A 25,335-nucleotide genomic window follows, 5' to 3' on the forward strand; every position below is an offset into this window, starting at 1 on the left:
GCCTTCCCTGGCACTACCCCCGCGAACCGGCCGAACTCGGCCTTTCCCGCAGGATCCTTGTCGCCACGACGGGCGTAATCCTTGCTAGGACATCCCTAACGGAGGAAGGAACGTCCATGCGCTACACGCTCGGCTGCAGCCTGTCTTACAACATACTCTCGGACACGACCTTCATCTTCAATATCGAAGTGGCTCGTTTGAAGAGCCTCGAGATCCTCAGCGAAACACTGACGCTCAAGCCGGACCTGAGGCGGGAAATCTACATCTCGCCCGACTTGCAGAACCGCTATCTCGGCGTGAACGTCCCAGCCGGCCAGTTTTCCCTGGAGTACAACGCCGAGGTCGAGCTCACCGTCCACCGGGCCGATCCGGCCACGATCAACGAGACGCCGATCTCGCAGCTTCCCCTCGACATCCTGCCGTTCCTGCTGCCGAGCCGCTTCGTCTCCTCCGACCGGCTGACGCCCTTCGCGCAGGCCGAGTTCGGGGCGCACCCCAAGGGACATCAGCGCGTCAACGCGATCTGCAACTGGATTCACGATCACCTGACCTACCAGCCCGGCACCAGCGACGGCGAGACCACCGCCGACGAGAGCCTGCTCAAGCGCGCGGGCGTGTGCCGCGATTTCGCGCATATCGGCACGGCCTTCTGCCGGGCCCTGGGCATCCCCGCCCGCTTCGTGAGCTGCTACGCCCACGGCCTCGTGCCGAGCGACTTCCACGCGGTGTTCGAGGCCTATCTCGACGGCCGCTGGTGGCTGTTCGATGCCACGCGTCAGGCCGATCTCGACGGGCTGGTCCGCATCGGCGTCGGCCGGGATGCAGCCGAGATCGCGTTCTCGACGCCTTACGGCAACATGCAGCCGGTCAACCAGCAGATCCGCATCGCCCGCTCCGACGGCCTCGGCAGCCCGCCCCAGCGCACCGTGGACGCGATCTCGACGGAGCTGCCGGCCCCGCATGCGGGTGCGGCGTGAACCAACGGATCACAGGATGACCGCATCCTGTGATCCGCCTCTGCGTCCGGCGTCGTTCCGATGCTGCGAAGTCGGTCGGATTTGTCTTGGACAACCTTGTGGATGAAGCCGATCCGATTGGAATGATCGTCGGTTTTTCAGTCGAAGGAAGACATTGCCATCTATAGCTGGCTGCGTCCCATGCGGATCCCATGATGGAACGAGGCGCGATGGCTATCCCCCTTCAGACCCGCGGAACGACGTCCGCGGCCTATCAGGCATCGTTTCAGGCTATCAGATCGCTATGGCGCGAGACGAGCGCCGTCGTGGCCCTCGTCATGGTCCAGGGCCTTGTCGACGCCGCCACCGTGGCATCGGGAAATCCGGCGCTCACCTCGCTGGAGCTCATCGTCGATGTCGTGGTCACCGTCCTTCTGGCCCCCTACACGATGGCGATCTATCGCTTCGCCCTGGGCTTGCCGGTGGGCAGCCTTCGAAGCTTGCTCGAGGATGCCATCCGTCGGAAGGATTTCCTTGCCTATCAGCTGGGATGGTTTCTCGTCGGCCGCCTCTGGCCGACGGTCTCGATCACGTCCACGTCGTTCAACGGCATCATATCCGTTCTCCTGTTCATCCTCTGCTTCTGGCTGACGCTGCGTCTCTTCGCCGTTGGACCGGCCCTCGCCATCAAGGAATCGCAAGCCACGGCCAGGGACGCGTTCGAGGCCGCGGCCGGTCGGATCTGGACGATCTTCTACATCTGTTTTTGCACGGCATTCCCCATCGTCGCCGCGGTTCTCATCGCCGGCGTGGCGGTCGTCCTCGTCGGCGGCTCGGGGACAGGGAAAGCGGCGGCCTCATCCTTGATCCTGACCGGTATCTTGCTCAGCCCCTTGCTTATCTTCAGTCTGGTCCTCCGCGCCGTGCTCGAAGCTCAGATCTTCCGGAACCTCGGTCTTTTCGCGCCGCATCCCGAGAGGGAACACCGATAAGTACCGATGGCTCGATTTTCGCGACGGCGATGCAGGAGCGTTGAGACATGACCTATCGCCACATCGTCGGCCCCAAGACCCATGTCTTCGCGGATCTCGCGACACTGATGGCCAAGGCGACGCCTCTGCGCTCGGGCGATCGGCTCGCCGGCATCGCGGCGGAATCGGCGGAGGAGGGGATGGCGGCACGCTGGTGCTTGTCCGAGGTGCCACTGTCGGAGATCCTGGCCAAACCCCTCATCCCCTACGAGGAGGACGACGTCACCCGCCTCATCCTCGACACGCACGATGCGGTGGCCTTCCGAGAGATCGCCCACCTCACCGTCGGCGACTTCCGCGAATTTCTGATCAAGGCGTCCTCCGAGACGCTGACCCGGATTTCGCCCGGCATCACGCCGGAGATCGCCGCCGCCGTCTCGAAGATCATGCGTCATCAGGACCTGATCTTGGTGGCGCGCAAATGCCGGGTGGTGACGAAGTTCCGCAACACGATCGGCCTGCCCGGCCGGCTTTCCGTCCGCCTCCAGCCCAACCATCCCACCGACGATGCCGCCGGCATCACCGCCGCCATCGTCGACGGGCTATCCTATGGCTGCGGCGATGCGGTGATCGGCCTCAACCCGGCCTCCGATTCGGTCTCCACCCTCAGCGGCCTGCTCCACCTCTTCGACGACCTGATCCAGCGCCTCGCAATCCCGACGCAGGGCTGCATCCTCACCCATGTCACCACCACCCTCGAGGCGATGAACCGGGGCCTGCCGGTGGATCTTGTGTTCCAGTCCATCGCCGGCACGCAGAAGGCCAATGCCAGTTTCGGCGTCACCCTGCCGATCCTGAAGGAAGCGCACGAGGCGGCGCTCGCCCTCAAGCGCGGGACTGTCGGCGACAACTGCATGTATTTCGAGACCGGACAGGGCTCGGCGCTGTCGGCCAACGCCCATCACGGCATCGATCAGCAGACCCTGGAGGCACGGGCCTACGCCGTGGCGCGTCCGTTCCGGCCGCTCCTCGTCAACACCGTCGTCGGCTTCATCGGGCCGGAATATCTCTATGACGGAAGGGAGATCATCCGGGCCGGGCTGGAGGACCATTTCTGCGGCAAGCTCATGGGCCTGCCGCTCGGCTGCGACGTTTGCTACACCAACCACGCCGAAGCCGACCAGAACGACATGGACACGCTCCTGACCCTGCTGGGAGCGGCCGGCTGCACCTTCGTCATGGGCATTCCCGGTGCAGACGACGTGATGCTGAACTACCAATCCACCTCGTTCCACGATTCGCTCTACGTGCGCGAGGTGCTCGGCCTGAAACGCGCACCGGAATTCGAGGCCTGGCTCGAGCAGATCGGCCTCACCGATACGGACGGCGCGCTCCTGCCCGAGGGGCCGAGCGCCCGGCTCATCGCGGCGGCCCCCGGCCTGTCCGCCCAGAAGGGGATCGCCGCATGAGCGCCGAAGACCCGACCCTAGACGACGCCCGCATGGACGACGCAACAATGGATCCCTGGGCCAGACTGAGCCGCCTGACGCCGGCGCGGATCGGCCTCGGGCGCGCCGGCACCGGCATGCCCACCATCGAGGTGCTGCGCTTCGGCCTTGCCCATGCCCAGGCGCGGGATGCGGTCCACACGCCGATGGATGCGGCCGAGGTCGCCTCCGGGATCGAGGCGCTCGGCTATCCCACCCTTACCCTCGCCTCTGCGGCGCCGGACCGCGCCACCTACCTGCGCCGGCCCGATCTCGGCCGCACCCTCGGCGAGGAGAGCGCGAAGATCCTCGCCGACAGGGCGTCCGAACCGGTGGACCTCGTCATCGTCGTGGCGGACGGCCTCTCGGCGCGGGCGGTGCACGAAGGCGCCGCCGGTTTCCTCGCCGCCTTCAAGCCGCATATCGACAAGGCCGGATGGACGCTCGCTCCCATCGTGGTGGCGACGCAGGGTCGCGTCGCCCTCGGCGACGGGATCGGTGCGGCGCTGAAGGCCCGTGCCGTCGCCGTCCTCATTGGCGAGCGGCCGGGCCTGTCCTCGCCCGACAGTCTCGGCATCTACCTGACCCTCGACCCGCGCGTCGGTCGTTCGGATGCCGAACGCAACTGCATCTCGAACATCCGCCCAGCCGGGCTGTCGCACGACCTCGCGGCGTTCAAGCTCGACTGGCTCCTGCGCGAGGCCTTCGTGCGCGGGATCACCGGCGTGAACCTCAAGGACGGCAGCGGGCCGGAGCTGGAGCCGCCGCCGCGCCAGCAGGCGCTGGAAGACGGAAGCGACACCGCATCCCGAGCCTGACGGAGCGCGGAACGGCCTGTGCCATCCGTGCGACCGGGCCAAGAAAGCCGCTCGAAGAGCCGCCTCTTCGGTCCGCATGACCGGTCGGGATGAAGCAGCCTTCATTCCGTACGCTCGCCGTCTCCGATCCCACCTGCCGTCCCCTCACCAACGAAGCGTGGCTGTGGCGAGGTCGCAACACCGCGAAAGCATCCCGACTTCGCCTTGGGACACGCCCTCATTCGCCGCGATCCCGCCATAAACCGGGACCACCTCAACATCCGCGGTAAACGACAGTTTCCCCAACGCTTTACCGCTGAATTCCGAGACTGCGTTTCACGGTGTCGACCGACGCTTCACCGGCGTCGCGTGCCATCGCGTTGAGAGCCGACAGCCGGGCTTCACCCGAAGCGCCTGAGACCGGGGCCGAGAGAGACGATGGACGTGCGTACCACAGACAAGTCGAAGCTTCCGAGCCGCCACGTCACGGAAGGGCCTGAGCGGGCGCCGCACCGCTCGTATCTCTACGCCATGGGTCTCACCAAGGAACAGATTCACCAGCCGCTGGTGGGCGTCGCCTCGTGCTGGAACGAGGCCGCGCCCTGCAACATCTCGCTGATGCGCCAGGCTCAGGCGGTGAAGAAGGGTGTCGCCGCCGCCAACGGAACGCCGCGCGAGTTCTGCACCATCACCGTCACCGACGGCATCGCCATGGGCCATGCCGGCATGCGCGCCTCGCTGCCCTCCCGCGAAGTCATCGCCGATTCGGTCGAACTGACCATGCGCGGCCATGCCTACGACGCCCTCGTGGGCCTTGCCGGCTGCGACAAGTCCCTGCCGGGCATGATGATGGCGATGGTGCGCCTCAACGTGCCGTCGATCTTCATCTATGGCGGCTCGATCCTGCCGGGCTCGTTCCGGGGCAAGCCGGTGACGGTGCAGGACCTGTTCGAGGCGGTGGGCAAGCACGCCGTCGGCGACATGTCCCTCGACGACCTCGACGAGTTGGAACAGGTCGCCTGCCCCTCGGCCGGCGCCTGCGGCGCGCAGTTCACCGCCAACACCATGGCCACCGTCTCCGAGGCCATCGGCCTCGCGCTGCCCTACTCGGCGGGCGCCCCGGCCCCTTACGAGATCCGCGACAGATTCTGCATGACCGCGGGCGAGAAAGTGATGGAGCTCATCGCCAAGAACATCCGTCCGCGCGACATCGTCACTCGCAAGAGTCTCGAGAACGCCGCCGCCGCCGTCGCGGCCTCGGGCGGCTCCACCAACGCGGCCCTGCACCTGCCGGCGATCGCGCATGAATGCGGCATCAAGTTCGACCTGTTCGACGTGGCCGAGATTTTCAAGCGCACGCCCTACATCGCCGACCTGAAGCCGGGCGGACGCTACGTCGCCAAGGACATGTTCGAGGTTGGCGGCATCCCGCTGCTGATCAAGACGCTCCTCGACCACGGCTTCATCCACGGCGACTGCATGACGGTGACCGGCCGCACCATTGCCGAGAACATGGAAAAGGTCGCCTGGAACCCGGACCAGGACGTGGTCCGGCCCGCCAACGCGCCCATCACCGTCACAGGCGGCGTCGTCGGCCTGCGCGGCAACCTCGCGCCCCAGGGCGCCATCGTGAAAGTGGCCGGCATGTCTGAGGACAAGCAGGTCTTCACCGGTCCGGCCCGCGTGTTCGACGGCGAGGAAGCCTGTTTCGAGGCGGTCCAGAAGCGCACCTACAAGGAAGGCGACGTCCTCGTCATCCGTTACGAAGGCCCGAAGGGCGGCCCCGGCATGCGCGAGATGCTGTCGACCACCGCGGCCCTCTACGGCCAGGGCATGGGCGACAAGGTCGCCCTCATCACCGACGGCCGCTTCTCCGGCGCGACGCGCGGCTTCTGCGTCGGCCATGTGGGCCCCGAGGCGGCCATCGGCGGTCCGATCGGCCTGATCCGCGACGGCGACCTGATCACCCTCGACGCGATCAAGGGCACCCTCGACGTGGCGGTGACCGACGAGGAATTCGCCAAGCGCCGGGCCGAATGGACGCCGCGGACCAATACCGCGACCTCCGGCTATCTTTGGAAATACATGCAGACCGTCGGGCCTGCGGTGGACGGCGCCGTCACCCATCCCGGGGGCGCCGAGGAGATCCAGACCTATGCGGATGTCTAGGACTGACCTTCGCCGGCCCGTGCGGCCGGCAGGGGCCGATCCCGGTCGCGCCGCTCGTCGGGTGAGGCGATTGGGGGCGGCGCTCGGCCTGCTCCTCGTCGGCGCGACCTCGGCGCCGGCGCTGGATCCCGCCGCGCGCACACCCGTGCCCGCGACGGGCGGCTACCGCACGGCGCGCGAGGCCCTGCGTTCGGGCGTTCGCGACTACAATGCCGGCGACAAGGAAGGGGCCGCCCGCGCCCTTGAATACGCCGCCGGGCAGGGGCACGCCCTGGCGCTGTGGAAGCTCGGCCGCATGTATGCCGAGGGCGACGGCGTACCGCACGACGATTTGAAGGCGTTCGAATTCTTTTCGCGGATCGCCGACGACAACACCGATGACGGTCCGGACACCCAGAATTCCGGCGTCGTCGCCAGCGCCTTCACGGCGCTCGGCACGTATTTCCTCGACGGGATCAAGGGCACCTACGTGCGCCCGAACCCGGAGCGGGCCTACGACATGTTCAACTACGCGGCGTCGTATTTCGGCGACCCGAACGCACAATACAATCTGGCCCGCCTCTACCTCGAAGGCACGGGCGTCGATGCCGATCCGCGTCAGGCGGCGCGCTGGTTCAACCTTGCCGCCGAGAAGGGCCATGCTCCGGCCCAAGCCCTGCTGGGCGACCTTCTGGTGAACGGGCAGGGCGTTCCGGCGCAACGTGCCCGTGGCCTGATGTGGCTGTCGCTGGCGCGGGAATCGGCCCAGGGGCGCAAGGACGACTGGATCGTCACTCTCTCGGACAAGGCGTGGGCGACCGCCTCCGAGGAGGAGAAGGCCGCCGCCCAGGCTCAGGTTCTCCAGGCCCAGTCGCAGGTCACCGGGTCGTCGCGGCGCCGGCGTTAGGCCCGAGTAGCCGAGACTGCGGCCGAGGCCGGGCCATTGGCCCGGCGGGCACGATGGCTCAGTTGGTCGGCGCCGCGATCGCCGTCACGAAGGACGGACGTGCCAGCGTCGCGTCGATATAGGCCGCGAGCTTCGGCCAGCGACCGGCATCGACCGGCTCCTTGGCCAGTCGAAGGTTGTGGAAGGTCGTGGCGACCGCGATGTCGGCGATGCTAAAGGCGCCGCCCACGAGGTAAGGGCCGTCGATCTGGCTCTCCAGGTAGTCGTAGAGCTTCGGGAACTCGTCCGTCACCGCCTTCACTGCCACGGCCTCGTCGCCGGGCTTGCCCATGATGACAGGCTTCACGACGCGCTCGGCGAAGGGCTTGATCAACACCGCGAACAACTCGGTATCGCCAAACTTGTCGAACCAGACGGCACGTGCCCGCTCCTTCGGCGACTGTGGCCACAGGGCCGGATTCGGGTACTTGGCCTCGATGTAAGCCGAGATCGCCGTAGAATCGGCCAGACGAAAGCCGTCATCCTCGATCGCCGGGATCTTGCCGAGCGGGCTGCAAGCCTGGAACGACTCGTCCGGCGCGTGGAAGAAGACCGGCTTGTGCTCGAAGGCGATGTCCTTCTCGGCCAGCGTGACGAGAATCTTGCGGACGAAGGGCGAATAGCTCGTGCCGTAGAGAATCATGCGGTGAAACAACCTGTTGTGGCGGAAGGAAGAGGCTGGCCGTGATGGCTCATGCCGTCCGACGCCTCAGATAGGGCCGCGATCCCGTTCGATCACCCCATGCACGGCATAGCCGCGGAACCGTTGCGCGATCCGGGCGCGCCGCCGCGGCGGCCGCGCGACCTCACCGAGGGCCTCGGCGAGCCCCTGCCGCGGGGTCACGTCGAAGCCCGCGAGCCATCGGTTGAGCAGCCATCGGGCCGGCCTGGGCAAGCCGCCCTGATCGCCGAAATCCACCACGTGCAGGGCGCCGCCGGGGCCGAGATGACCGGCGGCCTCCGCGAGGACGGCGCGCCAGGGCGGGATCATGGAGAGGGCGTAGGAGATCACGATCCGGTCGAACTCCGCCTCCCCGAACAGGGCGGCGGGGTCGAAGGCGGTGGCATCGCCACGGGCGAGGCGGATGCGATGGGCGAATCCTGCGCGGGCGGTGGCACGCGCCGCCGTATCGAGCATCTCGGCCGAGACGTCGAGGCCGAAGCAGCGGGCATCCGGGTAGGTCCGGGCGATGCGCACGAGGTTGCGCCCGGTGCCGCAACCGATCTCCAGCACGCTGCCCCCGGCGGGAGGACGGAGATCGGCGACCATGCCGTCGCGGCCGAGGAGGTAGAATTTCCGGCTCGCATCGTAGATGTGCCGCTGGTGCCGGTACATCCGGTCCATCAGCCGCGCCGCCTCGCTCATGACGAGGCCAGCCGGTAGAGGTGGAACGCGCCGTAGATCGACGAGCGGTCCTGCTCGCCGAGGCGGCGGCTCTCTTCCTCGGCATAATCCCAGGCGCCGAGGATGGCATCCGGGACCCGGCCGGGGAGCCGGCGCTCGTCCGCCGCCGTCCGGAAGATCACGCGGGCGCCGGGCCGGGCCGCGCGGGTGATCTGGGTCCAGAGGTCGGTGAGGTCGGCATCCGTCATCCAGTCCTGCGCGTCGAGGAGGATGACGGCGTCGACGCTCGCGGCCGGGCTCGCGCGCAGGAACTCGGTCATCGATTGCTGGCGGAAGTCGAGGCGCCCGACGCGCTCGCGCAGGGCCGCATGGTTCCCGGCCTGGAGATAGGGCGGCAGCGACGCGTCGGGCGCGGTGTCGTAGGCACGGCCGAAGGCCTGCCAGGCGAAGTAATTGGAGCGGATCGGGAAGCCGCAGGCGAGCCGCTCCAGACGGTGGCGCAGGATTGCCGCCATCCCGCCCGGACCATCGCCGGCGAGGGCGACGTATTGCGCGGGCGGGATGCCGAGGCCGTAGAGCGAGGCCGGCTGGCGGATCAGCCAGCGGATGAAGGCCTTCTCGAACAGCGGCGCCAGTTCGGCCTCGAAGATCGCCCGCTGCTCCGCCATGTCGCGCGCCGTCAGCACGACGCCGAGGTCGCAGCCGTAGCGGCGGGCGAGCCAATGGCCCGCACCGATGAAACGGCCGAGAAGGCCGTAGCGGTAGAAGCCGTGCTCGAAGGCCGAGATGCGGCGGCGCCCGTCGAGGCGCCGCGCCTCCCAATAGGCGCGGGACGTGGCGTCGAGATGCGGGCGGATGGTCTCGTCGTAGGCGGCGACGTTCTCGGGCCGGGCAGGGCGACCGAAGAATCCGAAGAAGGCGGCATGGTCGGGCAGGTGCCGGAGGGCGGCGAGCTTGAGCTTGCCCAGGGCCACATGGGCACCGTTGAGGTCGACGGCGCTGATCCGGCCGGGATTGGCAGTGAGATAGGACAGGGCGTTGCAGCCCCCCGAGGCGATGGTGACGACATGGTCGTCCGGCCGCAGCCGGAGTGCTGCCATGTCGACCACGGGGTCTTCCCAGATCTGCGGATAGACGAGCCCGCTGAAGGCCGCCGTGAACAGGCGTTCCGACACTCCCGCCTTCGAGAAGGCCCGGTTGCGATGGACGGCCTGGGTGAGACCCAGATTCGTCTCGCGGCGGATGGCCCGTGCTGCGCGCGTCATGCGGGGTCTCGCGTCGCTGGTTGGCGTGATCGACGCCAGCGCCGTTACGGCATCCGCATGACCGCCCGGTGACGGAGGATCGTCTCCGGATGGCTCCGGCGATGGACGATCGCGTCTTCCCGACGGTCCCGCCCGGCGGGTTCATCCCATGCGAGCCTCGTTCAGCGCGGTCGCAACTCGATCGTCACCGGCACGTGGTCGGAGGGTTTTTCCAGGCCGCGCAGGTGCTTCTGGACGGAGGCCGACACCAGACGGTCTGCGGCCTGCGGCGAGAGCAACAGGTGGTCGATGCGGATACCCTGGTTCCGCTGCCAGCAGCCGGCCTGATAATCCCAGAACGTGTAGAGGCCGGGGGAGGGGTCGCAGGCGCGCAGGGCCTCGGTGAAGCCCTCCGCCAGGAGCGCGCGGAAGGCCGCGCGGGTCTCGGGCAGGAACAGTGCGTCGGTCACCCAGGCAGCGGCATCCGCCGCATCCTCGGGCTCGGGGATCACGTTGTAATCGCCCGCCAGCACCAGGGACTCCTCGTCGGCCAGGAGCGCACGCGCATGCAGCCGCAGCCGCTCCATAAAGCCGAGCTTGTAGGTGTATTTCGGCCCCGGCGTCGGGTTGCCGTTGGGCAGGTAGATCGAGGCCACCCGCACGGGCGCGACATCCTCCCCCGAGATCAGCGCCTCGATGTAGCGGGATTGCTCGTCGGTCTCGTCGCCGGGCAGGCCGCGGCGGACCTCGCTCATGGTGAGCGGCGCCCGCACCAGCAGCGCCACGCCGTTATAGGCCTTCTGCCCCAGGATCTCGACGGCATAGCCCGCTGCCTCGATCTCAGCGCGGGGAAAGCCCTCGTCCTGGCATTTCAACTCCTGCAGGCAGACCACGTCGGGCTTGGCCTCGTCGAGGAAGCCCACGAGATGGCCGACCCGCTGCTTGATCGAATTGACGTTCCAGGTGGCGATCCGCATGGGCTTTGAGATCCGGTCGGAGAGGGCCGACCGTCATCGGGCCTTCGCGCCGGGCTGGCAAGGCGTGGCGATCATCGGTCCCAGGCGATAGTCGACGCAGCGTAAGCGGCGGCACGGCGCGAAGAGCGCCGCGCGGAGCGGGCGTGTCAGGACGCATGTCCTGACACGCATCGAGCGGAGCGACAGCCTGAGCCCGCGGAGGCGGGCGCCGACGACTGAGGCCGTCGAGAAAGACAGGGCCATCGCTTCAGGCGATGGCCCTGGGAGGAGGAACACGGGATGTCCGACGGCTGGTTCACACCGATCCGGGCCTATTGCGAACGCGGCGATGCCGGCTTCTGGGCCGAACCGCTGAACGCCGCCTCGAACGCCGCGTTTCTCGTCGCCGCATTCCTGGCCTTCCGCCTCGTGGGCTCCGGCGCGCGGCGCGATCCGGCCGGGATGGCGCTCGCCGGGCTCGTTGCCATCGTCGGTATCGGCTCGTTCCTGTTCCACACCCTCGCCGTCCGCTGGGCGATGCTCGCCGACGTCATCCCCATCGCCCTCTTCATATACGCCTATTTCTTCCTGGCCCTGCGGCGCCTCCTTGGGCTCTCGATCGCATCGGCGATCCTGGCGACGCTCGGCTTTGCCGCTTTCTCGGCGGGACTGGAACCGGCCCTCGACGCGCTCGCGGGTCAATCGGTCGATAGACTGAGCAACGGCTCCATCGCCTACGCGCCCGCCATCTTGGCCCTGATCGGTGTCGCGGCCGGCCTGCTGATGCCCCAGACCTGTTCCCTCGGCCCGGCCCGGCGCCGCGCCGGCCTGTCGCTGCTGGCCATCGCCGCGATGTTCGCCCTCTCTCTGACCTTCAGGACCCTGGACGCCGCCCTCTGCCCAAGCCTGCCGATCGGCACCCACTTCCTCTGGCATGGCCTCAACGCCGCCGTCCTTTACGGCCTCATCGCCACCGCATGGCGCTTCAAAGCAGAGGGGGATGACCGGTGCCCCGCACCTTGAGGAGGCTGGCTCCATCGCTCTCCATCATGCCCGCTCGAAGCCGCATCGCGAGGAACCACGGGTTTTCTTCCGCAACTGGGCTTTCTTGCACCACACGGGGATTCGTTGCAGAAGAGCCGGCCGTTCGAAGGAGCGGCGTCGCGCACAGGCTTGAACGACGCGTTACCCGCGCTCGGCCGAGCGAAGTCAGATACGGATCGCGTCCATGTCACAGAGCCTCCGCCTCGGCGTCGCCGGTCTCGGCACCGTCGGTGCTTCCGTCGTTCGGATGGTGGCTCGCCGCGCAGAAGCCATCGCCGCCGCCACGGGCCGCGAGGTGCGCGTCACCGCCGTCTCCTCCCGCGACAAGACCCGCGACCGCGGCCTCGATCTCGCCGGCGTGACCTGGTTCGACGATCCCGTCGCCCTGGCCGCCTCGGGCGAGGTCGATTGCGTGGTGGAGCTCATCGGCGGCTCGGAAGGCCCGGCCAAGGCCACGGTGGAAGCCGCTATCGCGGCAGGCAAACACGTGGTCACCGCCAACAAGGCGTTGCTGGCCCATCACGGCGCGGCCCTGGCGAAAGCCGCCGAGGCGAAGGGCGTGACCCTCGCCTACGAGGCCTCCGTCGCCGGCGGCATCCCCGTCATCAAGGCGCTGCGCGAGGGGCTGACCGGCAATGCCGTGTCGCGCGTCTACGGAATCATGAACGGCACCTGCAACTACATCCTCACCCGGATGGAGCGGGAGGGCCTGACCTTCGAGGCCTGCCTCAAGGACGCGCAGGCTCTGGGCTATGCCGAGGCCGATCCGACCTTCGACGTCGAGGGTTTCGACACCGCCCACAAGCTCGCCATCCTGGTCAGCCTCGCCTTCGGCGTGGAGATCGACGCGGAAGGGGTCTCTGTAGAGGGCATTTCCGCGATCCAGCCGCTCGATCTGACCATGGCCGAGGAGCTCGGCTACCGGATCAAGCTGCTCGGCGTCGCGCAGGTGGCCGAAGGCGGCATCGAGCAGCGCGTCCACCCGACCATGGTGCCGAAATCCTCCGCCATCGCCCAGGTGATGGGCGTCACCAACGCCGTCACCATCGATGCGGACGCGGTGGGTGAACTCACCCTGATCGGCCCGGGAGCCGGCGGCGAGGCGACCGCCTCGGCGGCGGTGGCCGACATCGCCGACATCGCGGCCGGTGTGGCGCGCCCAACCTTCGGGCGCCCCGCCGCAAGCCTCGCCCCGTCCGAGCGCGTGGCGATGCAGCGGCACGAGGGCGGCTATTACATCCGCCTCACCGTCCACGACCGGCCCGGCGTCGCGGCCGGCGTCGCCACGCGGATGGCCGAGCGCGACATCTCCATCGAGAGCATCCTTCAGCGCCGCTCGGAAAGTGCTGCCACCAAGGACCCGCATGGCCGCTCCGGCCAGCCGGTGCCCCTGGTGCTGATCACCTACGCCGCCACCGAAGGGACCATCCGCGCGGCGCTCGACGCCATCGCGGCCGATGGCCTCCTCGCCGAGGCGCCGCAATTGATCAGGATCGAACGCGAATAAGTCGGTCGCCCATCGCGGCCCAGGCATCAATGAAGGGCGGGACCAGGATGGCGGACGACATCGTCGGGGGAGTGGGACGTCCGGTGTCCCGCACCATGAGCCTCGAACTGGCGCGGGTGACCGAACGCGCCGCCATCGCCGCCGCCCGCCTGCGCGGGCAGGGCCGGGAGAAGGAGGCCGACCAGGCCGCCGTCGATGCCATGCGGCACGAGCTCAACCTCCTTCCCATCAACGGGACCGTCGTCATCGGCGAGGGCGAGCGCGACGAGGCGCCGATGCTCTATATCGGCGAGCAGCTCGGCACCGGCGCCGGCCCGAAGGTGGACATCGCCGTCGATCCCCTGGAGGGGACGACCCTCTGTGCCAAGGACATGCCCGGCGCCATCGCGGTGATGGCCTTGGCCGAGCACGGGTCGCTGCTGGCGGCGCCCGACGTCTACATGCAGAAGATCGCCATCGGCCCCGGCTATCCCCAGGGTCTCGTCGATCTCGATGCGAGCCCGGCCGACAACATCGCCGCGCTCGCCCGGCACAAGGGCTGCGACCCGTCCGAGATCACCGCGATTATCCTCGACCGGCCGCGCCACATGGCCCTGGTGGCGGCCGTGCGCGAGACCGGCGCGGGAATCCGCCTGATCTCGGACGGCGACATCGCCGGCATCATCCACACGACGAGCCCCGACGAGACCGGCGCCGACATCTATCTCGGCATCGGCGCGGCGCCTGAAGGCGTCATCGCGGCCGGCGCCCTGCGTTGTATCGGCGGCCACATGCAGGGTCGCCTGATCCTCGACAGCCACGACAAGCGCGAACGCGCCGCGCGCATGGGCATCACCGATCCGAACCGCAAATACGAGCTCGCCGACCTGGCGCGGGGCGATGTGATCGTGGCCGCCACCGGCGTCACCGATGGCGCGCTCCTGCAGGGCGTGCGGTTCAAGTCCGGCATGATCGTGACCGAGACGGTGGTCTACCGCTCCGCCACCGGCACGGTCCGCCGCATCGTCGGCGAACATCGTCGGCCCGAACGGTTCGAGGCGTGAACGCCGTGTCGGATCTGACGATCCGCCCGGTACGGCCCGACGAGCGCGAGGCCTGGGAGGGCTTGTGGTCGGGCTATCTCGACTTCTATCGAGCCGCGATCGGCCCGGAGATGCGCGACCTGACCTGGTCGCGGCTGCACGATCCCCTCGTGCCGATCCATGCCCTGGTAGCCGAGGAGAAGGGTGCGATCCTGGGGCTCGTCCATTACATCTTCCACGCCTCGGCCTGGATGCGCGGACCCTACTGCTACCTGCAGGACCTGTTCACGGCGCCGTCGTCGCGGGGCAGGGGCGTCGCCCGCGCCCTGATCGAGGCAGTGTCGGCGGAAGCCCGTCACGCCGGCGCCGACCGCGTCTACTGGCTGACGATGGAGGACAACGCGCCGGCACGCGCGCTCTACGACAAGCTCGCCGACCGGCCGGGTTTCATCCAGTACCGGCGGATCCTGTCTCCGGGCTGAGCGGGCGATCCAGCGGTAGAGATCCGACATCGGAGTCTTGCTCCGACCATCCGAGCTAAGTCGCACGTGATCTATTCCCGGCCCGGTCCGACGTTGTCGGCGGCGAAGGCGTCCCGGCCGCCGAGGGGTTTCGGACGTCCCTCCGTGCTGTCGCGGGCGGTCTGGCGTTCCATCTCCGAATTGATCTCGGCGCCGAGCAGGACCACCACGATCGAGAGCCACATCCACGACATCAAACCGATGCCGGCGCCGAGCGATCCGTAGATGCGGTTGTAGCTGTCGAAGCTGGCGACGTACCAGGAGAACACCCCGGAGGTGCAGACCCAGAGAAACGCCGCCAGCGTACTGCCCCAGGTCACCCAGCGCCATTTCGCCCGGCGCCGGCTCGGGCCGTAGCGATAGATCAGCGACAGGCCCAGGCTCACCACGATCAGGATGACGGGCCACCGCGCCACGGACAGGATGGTATCGGCCAATCCCCCGAACCCGAAGCGTTCCATAATCGCGGGAAGGACGACGACCACGCTGATCGTCAGGAGGAGAAACGCCGCGCCGCCGAGGGTGAACAGGAAGGTCGTGACGTAGAACAGGAGCAGGCTCCGATCCTCCCGCTCCCGGTAGATGACGTTGAGGGCATCGAAGAGGGCGCTGACCCCGGAATTCGCGCTCCACAGGGCGATCAGCAGGCTGATCGTCGAGGTGAGACCGAGCGACCCGGTGCTGCGTTCGGCGATCCGCACCAACTGTTCGGACAACAGATCGAGGGCGGCAGCGGGGAGGATGTAAGTCAGAAGGCCGACATGCTGGCTGATCACGGCGGGATCGGAAAATACCCCGTAGATCGAGACCACGGCGACGAGACCGGGAAACACGGCGAGCAGGGCGAAGAAGGCGACGCCGCCAGCGGTGGTCAGCACGCGGTCCTGCGGTAGGGCCCACAGGACGCGCCAGAGGATGTCCTTCCATCCCGCCTCCGGAATGTCGGAGGGGCGGCTCGCATCGCGGCCGCGGTCGGGCTCCCGTGCCCGCTGCCGTGCCGTCTCCAGGGCCGCTTCGTCCTGCGAACGCGTTCCCACCGAGCGCCAGTCGTCTCCCTCGTCGACGTCCTGGGCCATGGCTACGTCTCTGTGGAGGCCGGCTGCACCTGCTCAGGCTGCAAGTGACCGACCGGCAAGCGTGAGGAGCGGACGGTCAGCCGCGATTTCAGCTTATGGCATCAGGCACGGAGGTCCATCGGCTTTCGAGAAAACCCATGCGTGGACAAACTGCTCATGGGCAGAACCAACTGATCGGGCCTGCTACGAACGCTTGTGCCGGGTCTGACGCGGATTCACGACAGCCGCCTATCGCTCGGTCAGCGCCGCCTTGATGCGGTCGAGGTCGAGGGCGCGCCGTTCGGTCTGGATCTGCAGGCATTCGCCGCTGAGCGGGCCGATGATCGAGCCGCCGGGATAGACGAGGGACGGCCAGTCGCAGGCCTTGTCGCGGAACGCGATCCAGGCCCGCTGGGCGTCGCGCAGGGAAAGGTTGGCGCTCTCGCTCATGGCGGCGCCCACATCCTTGTAGGTCCGGTTGAGCCGCGTATCCCAGGCCGCGATCTCGCGGGCGTAGCATCCGTTCATGCCCATGGTGGACGAGCCCGAACCGTCCGGCGCATCGATGCAGGGCTGGGAGACGCGCCCGATACAGGACAGGCGCGCGCCATCGTCCTTGGCGGATGCGACGCAGCGTTCGATCGCGGCGAGGTCAAACGAGGCCTGACGGCCCGTATCGGTCTGGGCGAGGGCGCCTCCGGCCGACGACAGCGCCAGCATCGCCAAGGCGGCGATGCCGTTCGAGAGACCTCGGTGCATGGTGCGAGCTTCAATTGAACAGCGACCCGACGCCGCCGGAGACGCGCCCCAGACCCTGCTTGGCCACCGGATTGCCCGGCTCCAGCTGGGCGGCACGCTGGTAGCTCTCCATCGCCTCCTTCTTGCGGTTCGTCTTCTCGTAGGCGAGACCGCGATAGGCCCAGGAGCTGGCGTCCTTGTTGTTGACGTTGAGGGCTGCGTTGTAGTCTTCGATCGCCTTGTCGAACTGGTTCGTGGCGATGAGGCTCTGGCCCCGGGCGGCGTAAGGGGCCGCGACGAAGGGATTGCGGTCGATGGCGGCGTCGAAATCGCCGATGGCCTGGGTGTTCTGGCCCTGCCGCTGACGCACGAGGCCGCGGGCATGATACGCCTCGGCCGATTCCGGCGTCAGGCGGATCGCCTGGTTGAGGTCCGACATCGCCCCATCGAGATCGCCCTGGGCGCGCAGCACGTTGGCGCGGCCGATATAGGCGGGTCCGTAGTTCGGATCGGCCGAGATGGCCTTCGAGAAGTCGGCGAGCGCCGCGTCGTTGCGGCCGGTCTGGCGATAGGCCAGCGCCCGGTTGTAGTAGCCGGAGGCCGAGTTCGGGTCGATCTGCACGGCCTTCGTGAAGTCGCCGATGGCGTCGTTGAACTGGCCCGAGCGGGCATAGGCCGCGCCGCGGGTGACGTAGGCGCCGGCATCGTTGGGATTGCGCTGGATCACCTCGGTGAGCGAGGCGATGTTGACGCTGGTGGCGCCGGTGGCATCGGTCTCGACCACGGCGAACTGGCGCGTCGCCGCAGCCCCGCCACCGCCGTAGGTCTCACACCCGGCCAAAGCCGCCGCGATCGCCACGGCCCCGACCAGACCCGCCTTCGCGCGCGGCACTACAAACGTCATTGCCCCTCTCCCCTCGGGATCGCCATGCCCCCCGAGGCACGCTCCCGTCCGCTGCAATCGATCATCCCATCCATCGTGGCGCCTCGAAGCGCTTTGGATGCCGGACAAGACGACGAGTGCCGGCACAGTCTCGCATCGCGGTGAACACGCGCTTAAAACCCGCCGGCTCACCCGCTGAAGCGGCGCGATGTGGCGAAGGTAAGGCTCGCTTCCGCGCGGGGTCGCGAAGGCCGTCCGGCGGGGCACGGGGAGGACAGACTGTGTCCGACAAGACGCAGTTTCGACGCCCTCGCCGATGGTCACGGGGTTACCCCGCCATAGCTCGATCGGCCGTCTCGGACAGACGCCCGGTGCCCGAATCGACAATCGTGATGGGCGGTTGTCCCGCCCGCCCGGCTCCGGGCGTCGTGTGCGGATCGGCGACAGGGGACGGATCGACGGAACAGGGGCGAGCATGGCGAAGGGGTCCTTGCGGCCCTTGCCCTGCTCGACCCGGATCAGATCGCGCTTGCCCGGCCGATACGACCGGCAAGCCCTATCGCGCCTTTATTTCCTGCTGAATATTTGTGATCGCGCGTTCCGAATGCTCGACCAGAATACCCTTCACGGACACAGGCGTCGCCGCCCATGCCACTGCCGCCAGGAACACCATCGCCGCGATCGCGTAGGCAAACGTTTCCATGATCCCGAGCCAGCCCAACAGCAATGGAACGAGGCTGATGACGAATGCAGCTCCAACATTCTTCGATATGTATAGTATCGATACGAAACAAATGAGCCCCAGAGCAATAGGTTTAGCGAATGCGACGATTGTCCGTTCCACGGCAATATCCCTCAGATAAACTACGTTTATTGGCATGCCCATCTGGAATGAGTCCTGAAACTCAGCTTCCAGCGGCGGCATCAAGACAATACAATATGTTCCGTTAAATGTCTGTGAAATAAAACGTATTCATTTCGAAACCGACGGATTCACACAAGATAACAAGAGGCGTCTCAAATTTCGTACCAGTATAGATGTACCAGCGGCTTTACCACCTCAAGGTCTCGAGTCATCGTCAGCGCCGGATAGCGCGAACCGAAGATAAAACTGGCCTAGGAATGACCTGAATGCCTCGACGCCTCGGCCTGCCTGATCAGATCCATGACGTCTTCAGGCGATTGACTGACGTTGTCGGAGATCGGTCCTACCGTAGCTCCAGCGCTGGATTGTCAGACATACCTCAATCCGGAGCCGGCATGAGACGCCGTGACACCAATCAAGAGAAACGTATTGACGTTACATCTTGAGCAGATCTCTTCGTCAGTTTGATCTAAGCCATAAAATCATTCCTGCCTATAGCTTCTATCTGACGTTGAATTTTGTCTCGTCGTCGATTTCAGCAACGCCGCGATGATGATGCTCGTTCGGTATTTCTTCATGCCGCGCGGATCGACGGCCCAACGACCAAGGTTGCGCAAGACTAGGCGACAATTAACCCACGAATGATCTCAATCATTCGCAACCCCATTTGAAGACCGAGAACGATTTTTACGACCACCGCGCTAATTGATGATTTCAACGACAAACTAAAAACAGCTTTTCTTCTCAACCACACCTGAAATTATAGCTGCCGACGACACACATCGACTCATCAGCGCAGCTCGCCCTTGCTTAAATATCACCATCGAACAACCAAGGATCTGTCTCAATAAAACGCAGTTTTATACCAACAAGACGGCCACTTAAGCTTAAACAACCAAATAGACATCGCACCAATCAGCAGTGACGTGTTTCAATCATCATGAATCGCGCAAGGAGCGAGCTGCGTCAGTCGCAATACCGGCATCGAGCGACGCGGGTCAATGTGCAGGAATTGTCTCTCCGTCCCAAAATCATGGTTCGGGACACCTGCGCGTGAGACGCTTAGCGTCTTCGCAGGCCATGAACGACCGACATCCCGATCACAACTTACGCAATCGAACGCAACGCAACGTACGGAAATCAATCAGGTGATCGGTTGTTGTGCGTTCTGATCATGATCACGGGATCGAATACGCTCGATGTAACAGCACGATGAGATGCGCCGCTCCGCGCAGCCGTCCGTCGCCGGCCGTGAGGTCCCATCGAGCGATATCAGGAGTTGTGCGTGTCTACCGCCTCGAAGGTGCTGACGGTTGTTGAGACGACGAAGCCCGTCAAGCCTGTCCAAGCCTTCGAGTTCTGGCGAAACGCCGCGTTGAAGAATGTCGGCATCGTGGACCGGTCGGATCCCCACGAAGCGTTCTCCGCCAACCGGTTGGCCGCTCTTTCAACCCACACGACATTGCTTCTCACGGAGAGCAGTCCGGTGAGCGTCGAGGGCGATCTGCGCCATGTTCGGCGGGCCGGCCGCGACGAGGTCGTCGTCAGCTTCTTTCTGGCGGGACACGGCTACCTCGAACAGGGCCATTGCGGTCACGTGGTCGGCGTCGGGGATATCGGCTTCCTCCGACTCGACCGCCCCTTTGCCGTGGGAGGGCTGTCGCCGTATCGGGAGATCCGTTTCAGCGTTACCAGGTCGGATTTCGAAGCACGGGTCGGGAATGCCGACGCCCTGGCCGGCCACCACATCCGCGCGAGCCCCTCCACCGAATTGCTGACGACCTACATGCACGATGTCGCGCGATCCGCCACGGGGATGTCGGAGGCCGAGGCCGGGATCGCGATCGAGGGCGCGCTTCACATCGTGCGCTCGCTCGTCGGAGGCCAGGACGATGGGGATCGGGCTTCGTCCGAGGTTCTCCGGTCCCTCGCGCGCGTGCATATCCAACGGCATTCGCACGACCCATCCTATGGACCTCAGGCGATGACCGCGGCGCTCAACGTCTCGCGCTCGAAACTCTATCGTGCCTTCGCCGACGGTGAAGAGATCGCTGCCGAGATCCGCGATGCCCGGCTGGACCGCGTCCATCGCCGGCTGACATCGGCCTTCAACGACCGCACGCCCATCAACGTCTTGATACCTGCGTGCGGCTTCACCGATGCGCCCAGCTTCAGCAAGGCTTTCCGGCGGCGGTTCGGCATGTCGGCAAAGGACGCCCGCGCCCTTCGGCGAGGTTGATCCGTCCTCACGAAGCCGGGATCACCCGCGTGACATGGCCCATCTTGCGGCCGGGCCTCGCGTCGCCCTTGCCGTAGAGATGCAGATGCGCGCCGGGTTCAGCCAGCAGGGCCTGCCAGGCGTCGATGTCGTCGCCGATCAGGTTCCGCATCTCGACGGAGGCGCCGGCGACGCGGGAGGCATCGCCCAGGGGCCAGCCGCAGACGGCGCGGACATGCTGGGCGAACTGCGACGTCACCGCCCCTTCGATGGTCCAGTGACCGGAATTGTGCACCCGCGGCGCGATCTCGTTGACGATCAGGTGCTCGCCGACCTCGTCGCGCACGAGGAACATCTCAACGGCGAGGATGCCGACATAATCCAGTGCCTCGGCGATCCGCCGGGCGATCTCCACCGCGTTCCGGGCGGTCTCGTCCGACAGGTTCGGGGCCGGCACGCGGGTGAGGGCCAGGATGTGATCGCGGTGCTCGTTCTCGCACAGGTCGAAAGCCGCGAAGCTCCCGTTTGGGGAACGGGCCGCCACCACCGAGACCTCACGCTCGAATGGCACGAACCCTTCGAGGATGAGCGGCGCGCCGCCGAACTCGGCGAAGATCGCGTTCCGGTCGCCCTCTTCGGCAGTGCGGATGATGCGCTGGCCCTTGCCGTCGTAGCCGAAGCGCCGGGTCTTCAGCACGGCCGGCAGGCCGATCGCCTCCAGGGCGCGGGCGAGGTCGTCCGGCGTGTCGACCTGCCGGAACGGCGCGGTGGCGATTCCGAGGCCGTTGATGAAGCTTTTTTCGGAGAGCCTGTCCTGCGTCGTGGACAAGGCATCGGCGCTGGGACGAAGGGGAGCATGGCGCGCCAAGAGGTCGGCGGTCTGGCGCGGGATGTTCTCGAACTCGTAGGTCACGGCATCGACGCTCGCCGCGAAGCGGGCCAGCGCCTCGGTATCGTCGTAGGCGGCGCAGGTCGTCTCCGCCGCCACGTCGAAGGCCGGGCTCGCCGCGTCGGGTGCGTAGACATGGACCTTGAGGCCGTAATTGGCCGCGGCCAGCGCGATCATGCGGCCGAGCTGGCCACCGCCGACGATGCCGAGGGTGGAACCGGGCGCGAGGGAGATATCGGTCACGGAATCTGTGTCTCCGGCCTTTCGGCCACGGATGCGGTCTGCGCCGCCCGCCACGCATCGAGGCGCTCGGCGAGGGCGGTGTCGGTCAGCGCCAGGACGGCGGCGGCGAGGAGGGCGGCGTTGACGGCTCCGGCCCTGCCGATGGCGAGGGTGCCCACGGGAATGCCGGCCGGCATCTGCACGATGGAGAGCAGGCTGTCCTGGCCGGACAGGGCTTTCGATTCCACCGGTACGCCGAAAACCGGCAGCGGCGTCATCGACGCGGTCATGCCGGGCAGATGCGCGGCCCCGCCGGCGCCGGCGATGACGACCTTGTAGCCGGCCTGCTTCGCACCCTTGGCGAAGGCGACCAGGCGATCCGGCGTGCGATGGGCGGAGACGATGAACGCCTCGTGCGGCACGCCGAGGGCGTCGAGGGTGTCGGCGGCATGCTGCATGGTCGCCCAGTCCGACTGGCTTCCCATGATGATCGCGACCGGGGGCGCTCCCGCCATCGTCGTCACTTCCTTCCCGAGACGATCACGGCCGCCTGGTCCTGCACGGCCGGGTCAGGGCCAAGAACTCTCGGTGGCGCGATCCCGGGACGCATCCGGCGACCCGATCTTGCCGCATACGCGGGCGCGCGCTCGCCCGCAACCCGGCGCTCGGGTCAAGCCACCGCTCAGGCGATGATGTCGGGCGTGATCTGGTCCTCGATATAGGAGATCCTGTCCCGAAGGCCGAGCTTGCGGCGCTTGAGGCGCTGGATCTGCAGCTGGTCGCCGGCGACGCTGAGCTCCAGGGCGTCGATGGCCCCGTCGAGGTCGCGATGCTCCTGGCGGAGCCGCGCCAGTTCCTCGACGAATTCTGCGGTCCCGTTATCCTCGAACTCACCCGCCATCGCACCTGCAGCCCCGACACGCACCTGACTGAAACCATGCGGCACGGGCGCTTCTGCGGCAAGGCGGTGCCCGCAATTGGCTCTGGAAGACGCTTCTTCCACGGGGGCCGGCTCCGCCGATCGTGATTAACCAATGTTGCCCGGGGGCCGATTTCGGTTTCGACAGCCGGCTCATACTATGCCAATCTACCTGAGTCGGAACGAGACAGGAGAAACGACTCATGTCGCTGCAGACGCATCTGAGCCAACTCGCCCTCAAGCACGAAGCTCTCGAGCGAGAAATCCATTCCGCGATTCAAAGCCCGTCCGAGAACGATCTACGGATCGCAGAATTGAAGCGACGCAAACTTCACCTGAAGGACGAGATCAATCGGCTTCGTGCCGATACGGACTCGGTGCATTAGCCTGCTCCCCATCATTCCCCTTCCTTGACTTGACCTTTGCCGCCGCGCTGCCCAGCGCGGCGGTTTTCGTTTGTATCGCCATCCCGTGTCTCGTCTTGCCTTGTGTGGTCTTACGCAGGTTGGGCTACAGTCCCTCGAGACGCCGGCATCTTCAGACCGGCCGCCCGGGGACGAACCGCCATGCAGACTGCTGCGACACCTCCCGATTCGACTGAAGGGACGGCTGCCTACGGCCCGATCCACGCCGCATCCCTCACCGATCCCGAAGGTTTCTGGCTGAAGGCCGCTGCCGCCCTCGACTGGGAGACCGCCCCGTCGCGCGCCTTCGACCCGGAGGCCGGCGCCTATGGACGCTGGTTTCCCGATGCGAGGCTGAATGCCTGCCACAATGCCGTCGACCGGCACGTGGCGATGGGGCGGGGCGAGCAGGCGGCGATCCTGTACGATTCGCCCATCACCGGGACGAAGCGCACGATCAGCTACGCAAGCCTGCAGGACGAGGTGGCGACGCTCGCCGGCATCCTCGCCCTGCTCGGCGTAGAGAAAGGCGACCGGGTCGTCATCTACATGCCGATGATCCCCGAAGCCCTGTTCGGGATGCTCGCCTGCGCGCGCCTCGGCGCGGTCCATTCGGTGGTGTTCGGCGGGTTCGCCGCCAACGAACTCGCCATCCGCATCACGGACGCCGCCCCGAAAGTGGTGCTTGCCGCCTCCTGCGGCATCGAGCCGAGCCGGGTCGTGCCGTACAAGCCGCTGCTCGACGCAGCGATCGCCGCCTCGCCGCACAAGCCGGACGCCTGCCTCATCCTCCAGCGCCCCCAGGCCGAGGCAGGGCTGGTGGAAGGGCGGGACCGCGACTGGGCCGAGACCGTAACCCGCGCGAAGGCCGCCGGGATCAGCGCCGAATGCGTCCCTGTCGCGGCCACCGACCCGCTCTACATCCTCTATACGTCGGGCACGACGGGCAAGCCCAAGGGCGTGGTGCGCGATACCGGCGGCTACTGCGTCGCGCTGTCGTGGTCGATGCCCAACCTCTACGACGTGAAGCCCGGCGAGGTGTATTTCTGCGCCTCCGATATCGGCTGGGTGGTGGGCCATTCCTACATCGTCTACGCCCCGCTGCTGCACGGCTGCACCACCGTGCTCTACGAGGGCAAGCCGGTGGGCACGCCCGATGCCGGGGCGCTCTGGCGGGTCGCGGCCGAGTATGGCGTCGCCTGCCTGTTCACGGCGCCGACGGCTCTGCGCGCGATCAAGAAGGACGATCCGCGGGCCGAACTCGTCGCCTCTTACGACCTCTCCGGCTTCCGCTCCCTATTCCTCGCCGGCGAGCGCGCCGACCCGGATTCCGTGGCCTGGGCCGAGCGTGCGCTCGACCGGCCGGTCATCGACCATTGGTGGCAGACCGAGACCGGTTGGGCCATCGCCGGCAATCCGGTGGGGGTCGGGATGCTACCGGTCAAGCACGGCAGTGCCTGCGTGCCGATGCCGGGCTACGACCTCGCCGTTCTCGACGAGGCCGGCAAGCCGCTGCCGCCCGACACGATGGGCACGATCGCCCTACGGCTCCCGCTCCCGCCCGGCTGCCTCCCGACCCTGTGGGGTTCCGACGAGCGCTTCCGCCAGAGCTACCTCACCACCTATCCCGGCTGGTACGACACCTCGGATGCCGGCATCGTCGATGCGGACGGCTACGTCACCGTGCTGGGGCGCACCGACGACATCATCAACGTCGCCGGACACCGGCTCTCCACCGGGGGGATGGAGGCGGTCCTGGCCGCCCATCCGGATGTCGCCGAATGCGCGGTCATCGGCATCCGCGACGCGCTGAAAGGCGAACAGCCCTGCGGCTTCGTGGTGCTGAAATCCGGCGTCTCCCGCGATACCGCCGAGATCGAGCGCGAACTCGTCGCCTCCATCCGCGAGCGCATCGGCCCCGTGGCGGCGTTCAAGCTCGCGCTCACCGTGGCGCGGCTGCCCAAGACCCGCTCGGGCAAGATCCTGCGCGGCACCATGAAAAAGATCGCCGACGGCGAAGCCTGGACCACCCCGCCCACCATCGACGACGCCGCCGTTCTGGACGAGATCGGCGAGAGTTTGAAGGGGAGGGGGATCGGAGCCTGAGCGCGTCCTTCCCCGGACGGGTGGAGCGCCAGCGGAACCCGATCCGGGGGCCAGCGAAAAAAGACGCGCAGTGCCCTGCTCCCGGCGGCACC

The 25,335-nt window shown here is 67.0% G+C and carries 24 protein-coding genes; 13 read left to right on the forward strand and 11 right to left on the reverse strand.

Annotated features, from left to right (window positions below; all coding sequences use genetic code 11):
* Window positions 1-116: 116 nt before the first annotated feature.
* From FPV16_RS17250 to FPV16_RS17275, 6 genes are all read left to right on the forward strand, one after another.
* Complete coding sequence (locus tag FPV16_RS17250; protein ID WP_227439607.1) at window positions 117-977, forward strand: transglutaminase-like domain-containing protein; 861 nt, start codon at window positions 117-119, stop codon at window positions 975-977.
* A 398-nt stretch (window positions 978-1,375) separates the two neighbouring features.
* A complete protein-coding gene (locus FPV16_RS17255) occupies window positions 1,376-1,948 on the forward strand; it encodes a hypothetical protein (RefSeq protein ID WP_227439608.1) in 573 nt (190 codons plus the stop codon).
* Window positions 1,949-1,995: 47 nt separating this feature from the next.
* Entirely contained in the window at window positions 1,996-3,396 is a 1,401-nt protein-coding gene (locus FPV16_RS17260; protein WP_227439609.1) for an ethanolamine ammonia-lyase subunit EutB, read from the forward strand.
* Window positions 3,393-4,232: an ethanolamine ammonia-lyase subunit EutC gene (gene eutC, locus FPV16_RS17265; RefSeq protein ID WP_413629316.1), complete on the forward strand. Its 840-nt coding sequence runs from the start codon at window positions 3,393-3,395 to the stop codon at window positions 4,230-4,232. Before FPV16_RS17260 ends, eutC begins: the two co-directional genes overlap by 4 nt.
* 417 nt (window positions 4,233-4,649) lie before the next feature.
* Complete coding sequence (ilvD, locus tag FPV16_RS17270) at window positions 4,650-6,380, forward strand: dihydroxy-acid dehydratase (RefSeq protein WP_227439610.1); 1,731 nt, start codon at window positions 4,650-4,652, stop codon at window positions 6,378-6,380.
* Window positions 6,367-7,266 carry a tetratricopeptide repeat protein gene (locus tag FPV16_RS17275; RefSeq protein ID WP_227439611.1) on the forward strand — a complete coding sequence of 300 codons (900 nt, stop codon included), beginning with the start codon at window positions 6,367-6,369 and terminating at the stop codon, window positions 7,264-7,266. The genes ilvD and FPV16_RS17275 overlap by 14 nt, the downstream gene beginning before the upstream one ends.
* Before the next feature lie 58 nt (window positions 7,267-7,324).
* Here FPV16_RS17275 and FPV16_RS17280 read toward each other — a convergent pair whose 3' ends face one another.
* From FPV16_RS17280 to xth, 4 genes are all read right to left on the reverse strand, one after another.
* Window positions 7,325-7,948, reverse strand: coding sequence for a glutathione S-transferase family protein (locus tag FPV16_RS17280; protein WP_227439612.1), 624 nt, complete (start codon window positions 7,946-7,948; stop codon window positions 7,325-7,327).
* 66 nt (window positions 7,949-8,014) lie between these two features.
* The gene (locus tag FPV16_RS17285; RefSeq protein WP_227439613.1) at window positions 8,015-8,671 is read right to left on the reverse strand and encodes a class I SAM-dependent methyltransferase; all 657 of its coding nucleotides are present in this window, start codon (window positions 8,669-8,671) and stop codon (window positions 8,015-8,017) included.
* Window positions 8,668-9,915 (reverse strand): DUF3419 family protein, encoded by a 1,248-nt coding sequence (locus FPV16_RS17290; protein WP_227439614.1) that lies wholly within the window; start codon window positions 9,913-9,915, stop codon window positions 8,668-8,670. The genes FPV16_RS17285 and FPV16_RS17290 overlap by 4 nt, the downstream gene beginning before the upstream one ends.
* Window positions 9,916-10,076: 161 nt before the next feature.
* Window positions 10,077-10,871, reverse strand: coding sequence for an exodeoxyribonuclease III (gene xth / locus FPV16_RS17295; protein WP_227439615.1), 795 nt, complete (start codon window positions 10,869-10,871; stop codon window positions 10,077-10,079).
* 279 nt (window positions 10,872-11,150) lie between these two features.
* On the opposite strand from xth, the gene FPV16_RS17300 reads away from it, so the two are divergent.
* The 4 genes from FPV16_RS17300 (at window position 11,151) to FPV16_RS17315 (ending at window position 14,905) form a co-directional block, all read left to right on the forward strand.
* Window positions 11,151-11,873, forward strand: a complete 723-nt coding sequence (locus FPV16_RS17300) for a ceramidase domain-containing protein (protein ID WP_227439616.1) — start codon at window positions 11,151-11,153, stop codon at window positions 11,871-11,873.
* A gap of 205 nt (window positions 11,874-12,078) precedes the next feature.
* Window positions 12,079-13,401 carry a homoserine dehydrogenase gene (locus FPV16_RS17305; protein ID WP_227439617.1) on the forward strand — a complete coding sequence of 441 codons (1,323 nt, stop codon included), beginning with the start codon at window positions 12,079-12,081 and terminating at the stop codon, window positions 13,399-13,401.
* A gap of 47 nt (window positions 13,402-13,448) precedes the next feature.
* Window positions 13,449-14,444, forward strand: a complete 996-nt coding sequence (glpX, locus tag FPV16_RS17310) for a class II fructose-bisphosphatase (RefSeq protein ID WP_227439618.1) — start codon at window positions 13,449-13,451, stop codon at window positions 14,442-14,444.
* Window positions 14,441-14,905: an N-acetyltransferase family protein gene (locus FPV16_RS17315; RefSeq protein ID WP_413629317.1), complete on the forward strand. Its 465-nt coding sequence runs from the start codon at window positions 14,441-14,443 to the stop codon at window positions 14,903-14,905. Before glpX ends, FPV16_RS17315 begins: the two co-directional genes overlap by 4 nt.
* Before the next feature lie 71 nt (window positions 14,906-14,976).
* Here FPV16_RS17315 and FPV16_RS17320 read toward each other — a convergent pair whose 3' ends face one another.
* From FPV16_RS17320 to FPV16_RS17335, 4 genes are all read right to left on the reverse strand, one after another.
* A complete protein-coding gene (locus tag FPV16_RS17320; RefSeq protein ID WP_227439619.1) occupies window positions 14,977-16,020 on the reverse strand; it encodes a YihY/virulence factor BrkB family protein in 1,044 nt (347 codons plus the stop codon).
* Between the two features lie 228 nt (window positions 16,021-16,248).
* The gene (locus tag FPV16_RS17325) at window positions 16,249-16,758 is read right to left on the reverse strand and encodes a lysozyme inhibitor LprI family protein (protein WP_227439620.1); all 510 of its coding nucleotides are present in this window, start codon (window positions 16,756-16,758) and stop codon (window positions 16,249-16,251) included.
* A gap of 10 nt (window positions 16,759-16,768) precedes the next feature.
* Complete coding sequence (locus FPV16_RS17330; RefSeq protein WP_227439621.1) at window positions 16,769-17,641, reverse strand: tetratricopeptide repeat protein; 873 nt, start codon at window positions 17,639-17,641, stop codon at window positions 16,769-16,771.
* A 535-nt stretch (window positions 17,642-18,176) separates the two neighbouring features.
* The gene (locus FPV16_RS17335; protein WP_227439622.1) at window positions 18,177-18,548 is read right to left on the reverse strand and encodes a hypothetical protein; all 372 of its coding nucleotides are present in this window, start codon (window positions 18,546-18,548) and stop codon (window positions 18,177-18,179) included.
* A gap of 1,222 nt (window positions 18,549-19,770) precedes the next feature.
* Here FPV16_RS17335 and FPV16_RS26320 point away from each other — a divergent pair.
* Window positions 19,771-20,724 carry a helix-turn-helix domain-containing protein gene (locus tag FPV16_RS26320; RefSeq protein ID WP_227439623.1) on the forward strand — a complete coding sequence of 318 codons (954 nt, stop codon included), beginning with the start codon at window positions 19,771-19,773 and terminating at the stop codon, window positions 20,722-20,724.
* 7 nt (window positions 20,725-20,731) lie between these two features.
* Here FPV16_RS26320 and FPV16_RS17345 read toward each other — a convergent pair whose 3' ends face one another.
* From FPV16_RS17345 to FPV16_RS17355, 3 genes are all read right to left on the reverse strand, one after another.
* Complete coding sequence (locus FPV16_RS17345) at window positions 20,732-21,835, reverse strand: 5-(carboxyamino)imidazole ribonucleotide synthase (RefSeq protein ID WP_227439624.1); 1,104 nt, start codon at window positions 21,833-21,835, stop codon at window positions 20,732-20,734.
* On the reverse strand, window positions 21,832-22,329 hold the full coding sequence (gene purE, locus FPV16_RS17350; protein WP_227439625.1) for a 5-(carboxyamino)imidazole ribonucleotide mutase: 498 nt from the start codon (window positions 22,327-22,329) through the stop codon (window positions 21,832-21,834). The genes FPV16_RS17345 and purE overlap by 4 nt, the downstream gene beginning before the upstream one ends.
* Before the next feature lie 167 nt (window positions 22,330-22,496).
* Window positions 22,497-22,715, reverse strand: coding sequence for a YdcH family protein (locus FPV16_RS17355; RefSeq protein ID WP_027174093.1), 219 nt, complete (start codon window positions 22,713-22,715; stop codon window positions 22,497-22,499).
* Window positions 22,716-22,936: 221 nt separating this feature from the next.
* On the opposite strand from FPV16_RS17355, the gene FPV16_RS17360 reads away from it, so the two are divergent.
* Window positions 22,937-23,119, forward strand: coding sequence for a YdcH family protein (locus FPV16_RS17360; protein WP_027174092.1), 183 nt, complete (start codon window positions 22,937-22,939; stop codon window positions 23,117-23,119).
* Between the two features lie 180 nt (window positions 23,120-23,299).
* Complete coding sequence (locus FPV16_RS17365) at window positions 23,300-25,243, forward strand: propionyl-CoA synthetase (protein ID WP_227439626.1); 1,944 nt, start codon at window positions 23,300-23,302, stop codon at window positions 25,241-25,243.
* The last annotated feature ends 92 nt before the right edge of the window (window positions 25,244-25,335 follow it).

The sequence above is a fragment of the Methylobacterium sp. W2 genome (assembly GCF_020662345.1).
In the GTDB taxonomy this organism is placed as follows: Bacteria; Pseudomonadota; Alphaproteobacteria; order Rhizobiales; family Beijerinckiaceae; genus Methylobacterium.

Excerpts from the sequence above, each read along its gene's own strand:
- FPV16_RS17250 (WP_227439607.1), top strand. The coding sequence starts at position 117 with ATGCGCTACACGCTCGGCTGCAGCCTGTCTTACAACATACTCTCGGAC.
- FPV16_RS17260 (WP_227439609.1), top strand. The coding sequence starts at position 1,996 with ATGACCTATCGCCACATCGTCGGCCCCAAGACCCATGTCTTCGCGGAT.
- eutC (WP_413629316.1), top strand. The coding sequence starts at position 3,393 with ATGAGCGCCGAAGACCCGACCCTAGACGACGCCCGCATGGACGACGCA.
- ilvD (WP_227439610.1), top strand. The coding sequence starts at position 4,650 with ATGGACGTGCGTACCACAGACAAGTCGAAGCTTCCGAGCCGCCACGTC.
- FPV16_RS17275 (WP_227439611.1), top strand. The coding sequence starts at position 6,367 with ATGCGGATGTCTAGGACTGACCTTCGCCGGCCCGTGCGGCCGGCAGGG.
- FPV16_RS17280 (WP_227439612.1), bottom strand. The coding sequence starts at position 7,948 with ATGATTCTCTACGGCACGAGCTATTCGCCCTTCGTCCGCAAGATTCTC.
- FPV16_RS17285 (WP_227439613.1), bottom strand. The coding sequence starts at position 8,671 with ATGAGCGAGGCGGCGCGGCTGATGGACCGGATGTACCGGCACCAGCGG.
- FPV16_RS17290 (WP_227439614.1), bottom strand. The coding sequence starts at position 9,915 with ATGACGCGCGCAGCACGGGCCATCCGCCGCGAGACGAATCTGGGTCTC.
- xth (WP_227439615.1), bottom strand. The coding sequence starts at position 10,871 with ATGCGGATCGCCACCTGGAACGTCAATTCGATCAAGCAGCGGGTCGGC.
- FPV16_RS17300 (WP_227439616.1), top strand. The coding sequence starts at position 11,151 with ATGTCCGACGGCTGGTTCACACCGATCCGGGCCTATTGCGAACGCGGC.
- FPV16_RS17305 (WP_227439617.1), top strand. The coding sequence starts at position 12,079 with ATGTCACAGAGCCTCCGCCTCGGCGTCGCCGGTCTCGGCACCGTCGGT.
- glpX (WP_227439618.1), top strand. The coding sequence starts at position 13,449 with ATGGCGGACGACATCGTCGGGGGAGTGGGACGTCCGGTGTCCCGCACC.
- FPV16_RS17320 (WP_227439619.1), bottom strand. The coding sequence starts at position 16,020 with ATGGCCCAGGACGTCGACGAGGGAGACGACTGGCGCTCGGTGGGAACG.
- FPV16_RS17325 (WP_227439620.1), bottom strand. The coding sequence starts at position 16,758 with ATGCACCGAGGTCTCTCGAACGGCATCGCCGCCTTGGCGATGCTGGCG.
- FPV16_RS17330 (WP_227439621.1), bottom strand. The coding sequence starts at position 17,641 with ATGACGTTTGTAGTGCCGCGCGCGAAGGCGGGTCTGGTCGGGGCCGTG.
- purE (WP_227439625.1), bottom strand. The coding sequence starts at position 22,329 with ATGGCGGGAGCGCCCCCGGTCGCGATCATCATGGGAAGCCAGTCGGAC.
- FPV16_RS17355 (WP_027174093.1), bottom strand. The coding sequence starts at position 22,715 with ATGGCGGGTGAGTTCGAGGATAACGGGACCGCAGAATTCGTCGAGGAA.
- FPV16_RS17360 (WP_027174092.1), top strand. The coding sequence starts at position 22,937 with ATGTCGCTGCAGACGCATCTGAGCCAACTCGCCCTCAAGCACGAAGCT.
- FPV16_RS17365 (WP_227439626.1), top strand. The coding sequence starts at position 23,300 with ATGCAGACTGCTGCGACACCTCCCGATTCGACTGAAGGGACGGCTGCC.